This window comes from Psychrobacter sp. AOP5-GZ1-6, from assembly GCF_052376345.1.
GTDB lineage: Bacteria > Pseudomonadota > Gammaproteobacteria > Pseudomonadales > Moraxellaceae > Psychrobacter.
This window is the reverse complement of record NZ_JBQSVP010000163.1, coordinates 1-6,190: the sequence shown is the minus strand read 5'-3', so window position 1 is coordinate 6,190 and position 6,190 is coordinate 1. Positions and strand designations below refer to the sequence as shown.

General features: G+C 36.9%; 3 protein-coding genes and 2 pseudogenes. 4 read left to right on the top strand and 1 reads right to left on the bottom strand.

Going from position 1 to position 6,190, the window contains the following annotated elements; translation table 11 throughout:
* The first annotated feature begins 166 nt into the window (after positions 1-166).
* The 4 genes and pseudogenes from ACT3RN_RS14055 to ACT3RN_RS14040 all read left to right on the top strand — a co-directional run bounded on the left by ACT3RN_RS14055 (position 167) and on the right by ACT3RN_RS14040 (position 5,828).
* A pseudogene (locus ACT3RN_RS14055) lies at positions 167-972 on the top strand (IS3 family transposase).
* A gap of 67 nt (positions 973-1,039) precedes the next feature.
* Positions 1,040-1,936 carry a hypothetical protein gene (locus tag ACT3RN_RS14050; protein ID WP_289048055.1) on the top strand — a complete coding sequence of 299 codons (897 nt, stop codon included), beginning with the start codon at positions 1,040-1,042 and terminating at the stop codon, positions 1,934-1,936.
* Between the two features lie 6 nt (positions 1,937-1,942).
* A complete protein-coding gene (locus ACT3RN_RS14045) occupies positions 1,943-4,093 on the top strand; it encodes a dynamin family protein (RefSeq protein WP_289048056.1) in 2,151 nt (716 codons plus the stop codon).
* Complete coding sequence (locus ACT3RN_RS14040) at positions 4,077-5,828, top strand: dynamin family protein (protein ID WP_289048057.1); 1,752 nt, start codon at positions 4,077-4,079, stop codon at positions 5,826-5,828. The genes ACT3RN_RS14045 and ACT3RN_RS14040 overlap by 17 nt, the downstream gene beginning before the upstream one ends.
* A 37-nt stretch (positions 5,829-5,865) precedes the next feature.
* Here ACT3RN_RS14040 and ACT3RN_RS14035 read toward each other — a convergent pair.
* Positions 5,866-6,065 (bottom strand): annotated as a pseudogene (locus ACT3RN_RS14035) (IS5/IS1182 family transposase); the annotation flags it as partial.
* Positions 6,066-6,190 lie beyond the last annotated feature (125 nt).

Genomic DNA, 6,190 nt, shown 5'->3' with positions numbered 1-6,190 from the left:
AAATTATGAATGTTCAACAGACCCTAGTTCTATAACAGAGCATCTTCATAAAAGTCGACTATATATTGCTATTATCCTATCAGAGGATTATAATACTCCCAGAAAACTAGACCAAAAAATTGTAGCAAATAAGATAGAATAACCTTTAGAAAAAGAGGTCTATCTAATGACAAAAGTATGTAAACGTCACAATGCTGAATTTAAAAGCAAAGTTGCCATTGAAGCCTTCAAAGAACACAAGACCCTCAACGATTTAACCGCAGAGTATGGCGTGCATGCAACCCAAATCAGCAACTGGAAAAAGCAGGCTTTGGCAGTTATCCCTACTGCATTCAATACTAAACAGCAAGCTAACGAACAAGCCCAGCAAGCTATTATCGATGAACTACATAGGCAACTAGGGCAAGTCATAAGCGAAAGAGACTGGCTTAAAAAAAGTCCTCACAGCTACCCTGAGCACTCGTAAACAACTGCTAGAACCTGATAACAAGGATTTTAGTGTTCGTAAGCAATGTGAATTACTCGGTATCAACCGCTCAAGTCTGTACTATCAGCCAAAGCCCATCAGCGAGCTTAATATTACCCTGATGAACTTGCTTGACCAGCAGTACACCAAGACCCCACTTTATGGGGTTAAACGCATGACAGCGTATTTGAGGCAACTAGGCTATCAAGTGGGGGAAAAGCGAGTTAGGCGATTACTACGGCAAATGGGGCTAGACGCTATTTATCAGCATCCTAACACGAGTAAGCCTAACTCTGAGCATCAAGTTTACCCGTATTTGCTTAGGCATGTACCGATTAGCCGTTGTAATCAAGTATGGAGTACAGGTATCACCTATATTCGAGTTTTACAATCATGAGCGTTTACATCAGTCGCTCGATTACCATACTCCTGCACAGGTTTATCTGGCTAACAATAGTTCGGATAATAAATCGTTTTATCAACCCAATTCTATCTTGATTTTATGATAATTTGGTCTATACATTGGGTAGTACCTTAGATACTTATACTATTTAATTTTTTGACGGAGGTATTATGGATACTGAAGATTTAGCACAACAGCAAGCCTTGCAAAAAGAGTTTAATGAATTGGTGTTGAGCTTATCGCAACAAGTAAGTCAAAAATACCTATTAGATGCCAATAAAAATATCAAAAAAATTAATAGTGACATTGTCGATAATTTAGAAAAACATGCTTTACTTCTCACAGAAGTCGGCAAAAAACATCCTAAAAGCTTAGAAGATGTAAGTGATAAATACTTATCAGGATTAGATAAGAATTTAGGAAAAATTAACGATAGCATTGCAAGCAAACTAGACAAACATGCCATACTGCTAGAAAATGCTAGCAAATCTCACCCTAAAGCTTTAGAAAATATTGGTAAAAAGTACTTATCAGATATAGATAGTAGCTTAAATAATGCTAATGCAGCTATCGCTAAACAGTTAGCAGTGCATGCGGCCCTTTTAAGCGAGACTAGCAATACACACGCTAAAACATTAGAACAAGTCAGTAAAAATCATTTAGTAGAAATAAACAATAATCTCAAGAATCTGAATGAAGACATTCCCTTGACGCTGAATAACCAAAGCTTAGCGTTACAGTCTATCGAAAAATTATTACATCAGCATTACAGTGACATTCGTAACGCCATAAAAAATGAATCAAATAACCTTATTGCTATCAATGAACGCCTACTGGCAGGTGAAGTTGAAAAGTTAAAACAAAAAATAGAGACCAGCTTTAAGATTAGTAACTCAGAAATGTCTGAATTGAAATTAAAAAACCATAAGACCTCTAATGAACTCAATAGCGCACTAGAAGCTAAAACAAAGAGCGTTGTACGTACTATCTTATATGTGGCTATTGCTATTGTTATTTGTCTTGGACTGCCTATGACATTTCTGATCTACTCTATTGTTGTAAGGTAATTGGTTATGACTAAGAAGTTATCCGAGCAATCTCTGCTTGATACCTATCGGCACTTACTAGATAACGTATTAAGAAATTATCCTGCATTGGAGAATGGTTTTGACATTTCTCTAAAGAAAGACCATCTAAAACAGATGGAAAAGAATGACGAGCACTTACAGGAAATTAAGCTTGATTTTTTGAATTTTCTACAAGAAAAATATAATCATGCCTCTGGTATCATTGATAACTTACAGAGCTATACTAGCAATACCAACAGCGAAAAATCTGAGTTTGATAAGTTTATAAGTGACTCCAAAAGCTTAAATAGTGAAATACTAGCCACCAAAAATGACATATCACAGCCTTTTTCGTTATATGTTATTGGCGCAGGTAAAGCTGGAAAATCCACACTTATTAATGCACTAGTAGGACAAGATGTCGCTACGGTTGGTGTGCTACCCAAAACGTGGAAGGTGGATAGATTCTTTGATGCAGACACAAAGCAGGCAATCCTTCATTATAAAGATGGCTCTCCTATCAGGATAACCAATCAAAAAGAAGCCAAAGAAATAGTACAAGCGGAAGAAAAAAAACGCAAAGATAGTGAAAAGGATATCTTAGCAAAGAGACGCGAGCATTATCGACTGTATCCCAATCTCACTTTAGAAGAAAAAGAAGGCATTACACGCAACCTAAATGACCTTTATTTATATCGCTCTAATATCAGACAAATAGAATGGGCTATAGACGTTGATAGTAAAAGTAAGTCTATTTTAAATAAATTCTCAATCATAGACACGCCTGGAGTGGGACAAAATCATTCGGGCAAAGATGCCATCAACTATGTGGGAGAGGATGTTACCGCATTCAGTCAAGCAGATGGGATGATATGGGTACTTGATGCCACGACCCTAGCCGCAGCGACACCAGAAGCGCTACTGCGAGATTTTGAAGAGACTAGCGATGGCGTTACGACAACCAATAAAATTGCTGTACTCAATAGAATTGACCTAATACGCAATGCTACAGGCGATGAGGGCGTAAAAAGAGCAGAACAGGCAGCAAAAAAGCTATTGGGTGGTTTTTTTACGAAAATCATTCCATTTTCTGCCAAAGATGCATTTGAAGCGGTCATCAATAATGATGAGGACAAACTATACCGTAGTGGTTATGATGAGATTTTTAAAGGAGTTAACCATGTTTTTGCAAAGGAAAGTACTAATAGAATATCGCAAAAATCAGACCGACTGAATAAAAACTTAATGCATCGATATGCTAGAGATTTGAGCCCGTATATTGAGCGTTTAGCAGTAGATGAGACATTACTAAATACCAGTTATCGCTTATTAGAAGAATCACTGCGAGACTTGCAGACAGACTTAGGCAATGCCAAGATTAATTTTTTAGATGCCTATAAAACGGAAGTTGAATCTTATATTGATAACTATGCTGCAAGTTATTTAGATATCGTTGAAGATAGGGAGCGCAATACGTTTTTAAATGAACATATTTTCAAAATTGAAGATATGCAACAGGGACTTAATCGTTTATTAAACAATAACCAGCAGTATACTTCTGACTTTATCACTGGGCAAAAAAAGTTAAATAATAAAAAGTTTAAAAGATTTAAACACCTTAGTGAAACTCTCTACCCCATGGCTATAGGGGGTCACAACAAAAAATCCAGTGCTCTTACCATGAATGCTTCCGACATTAGTTTTTCTGGTGAAGATGAAACCTCAATGTTGATAGGTGGTGGTCTGGCAGTAGCAGGAATGATTTTATTAGGTCCTATTGGTTTATTAGCAGGGGCTGCAGATGTCTTCTTTGGGTTTTCAAAAGGACGCAAAATTAATGCGACAAAATCAAAACTAACCCAACATTTGACGGAAAATATTTTAGCACCTATATCAGAACAAATAGATAGTGTTTTTCAAAAATTGCTGGATAATGCCGAAAAGGAAATAAAAGAATCGCTTTTTCAGATATTCAGCGAATTACACTTTGAACCCACACCAAGTAACTTCAAACATGTTAAGCAGCTGACAACACAACTGAAAGAAGAACTAAATCTAACTTATAAAAACAATCAGAAAATTCCTGAAGAAAACATTCAACTAAAACCTTCTTTATCGCTATATTTATTGAGACAAAAAAATGCAAATAAAGCTTGAGCAATGGTGTAATGACTTTACAGATTACTTGCAGCAGTCCCCTGTAAGAGCTGATGATAGTGTTCCTGATATGATTAGTCAGGATGCGTTAAAAAATATTAAAAAAGTAGAGGCTGACTTAGTAAAAATTCAAAGAAACATCCTAACAACTTTGCGAGTGACCTTAATCGGTGAAGTAAAAGCTGGAAAGTCAACCTTAATGAATGCTCTTGTGGGCTATAAGGTCTCACCTACAGATATGTTAGAGGCGACATCTGTTATTTGGGAAGTAGGTTATGATGTTATAGACTCCACGGTTGTACAGTTTACGAATGGTGAGTGCAGTAACGTAGAGCACCAGCAAGTCATGAGTATTGTAGGAACAGCAGCGGAAAGCTTAGAGCAAGCAAAAAAAATAGAAAAAATTATTGTCAAATCTCATCATCATAAGCTTAAAAACTTACTGTTGTTAGATTCGCCAGGGCTTGCGACTATTACTCAGCAAAACTCAGCGTTAACAAAAAGCATCGCTCTTGAAACGGACTTGGTAGTGTGGGTTATTAATGGCAATCATTTAGGACAGGCAGACATTGCTGAAGATATCATTAGTATTGCCCATTTGGGCAAGCCTATTATTGCGGTTATTAACAAAATAGATGAAATTAATGAAGACCCTGGTGAGCTTATTGAATATTTGGACAGTACATCAGGAGACTATTTACAGGAAATTTTTGCTCTCTCAGCTTTTAAAGTCATAGAAGATGATAAGTCTACAACAGACAGCCATTATCAGACTTTATTTCATAACTTTACAGATTACTTACAGCTCAAAGTGAATGATAAGGCCAAAACTGTTAAACAAGATAGCGTGCAAGATTCTTGTGAAGCTTTAGCGCGTAGAGAGTTGATTGCACATCAGTCCATCATTAGACAAACCCGTGAAAAAATAGAAACCTATGATGACTATAGAGATGACTTAAGACGTGATGAGGCACGTATTGAAAAATCTTTAACGCTTGAGGTAGATAAAAAATATAATGAATTATTAAAAAATAAGTCGTTTGAGCAAGAACTGAAAACATATTTGTTAACTACTAATACTCCGGTAAACAGTGAACTTTCAGCTATCATGCATCGATACAACAATCCTATCAGAACAAGTATGGAACAAAATTATGACAAAAGCGTTAGGAGCGCTTTTGAGATTAACGCTAGTGAAATCATCAATCGCTTCAAGCGCTTTCAAATACTTGAAAGTCAAAAAATGAGAGAGGATATGGAGAGTCATGGCATATTCTCTTCTGATTATAGGAGCACCGGTAATACTGATGTAAAAGACTTTGCTATTAAAGGAGGAACCGTTTTGGGTGCAGGAGGAACTGCTTTAGCAGGTTATGCGGCTATTTTGGGAGCCAACGCATCAGTAGTGACCGTTGGGGCAGCTCTGTCTGCCGTTGCCTTGCCTTTGGCAGCAGTAGGCATCGCAGCAGGAGCGGCCTATGGTTTTTTTAAGATGAAAGATAAAAAAGAAAATAAACTTAATCTACAAATCCATACGATCATGAAGCAAATGGTTGAAAGCCATAGAAAGGAACTGATTGATAATATTCAGACTGGTTTAGAAAAAAGCTTCCGTGAAATGGACGACTACTATATAGATAGTTTTTGTTCAGGACAAAGTTTAAATCAGCAAAAAAAGTTGCTACAGCATTTAGAGGATTATAATAATGGGCTTTATGCCTTTTTAAAAAATTAGTTTTTTTAGCTCTATTTGATTAGGGCGTGTTGAACATTCATAATTTAAGCCAGATAAAGGCACAAGCTAGCGCCACTGTATTCTCGTAGCTTTGTTTAAGGTAGCTATTGCTCGAAATAGTTTTAAGTGAGCGAATGCACTTGTAACTAAGTGGTAAACTTTGTCCAAGCCCCAGTCCATATGGTTGTTATCCAAATTTGTATTCTGCTCTCTAAGAATATTATCGAAGCTTCCTGAACCGCCCCGGGTATATCGGAGAGTGTTTTACTTGAGTCAGGCAGCAATGCCTGAAAGGGTTAAACGATCTCCGAGACACTTGGGGCGGCTCACTTCCGCAAAATGTCCAATAACCAATATATTAT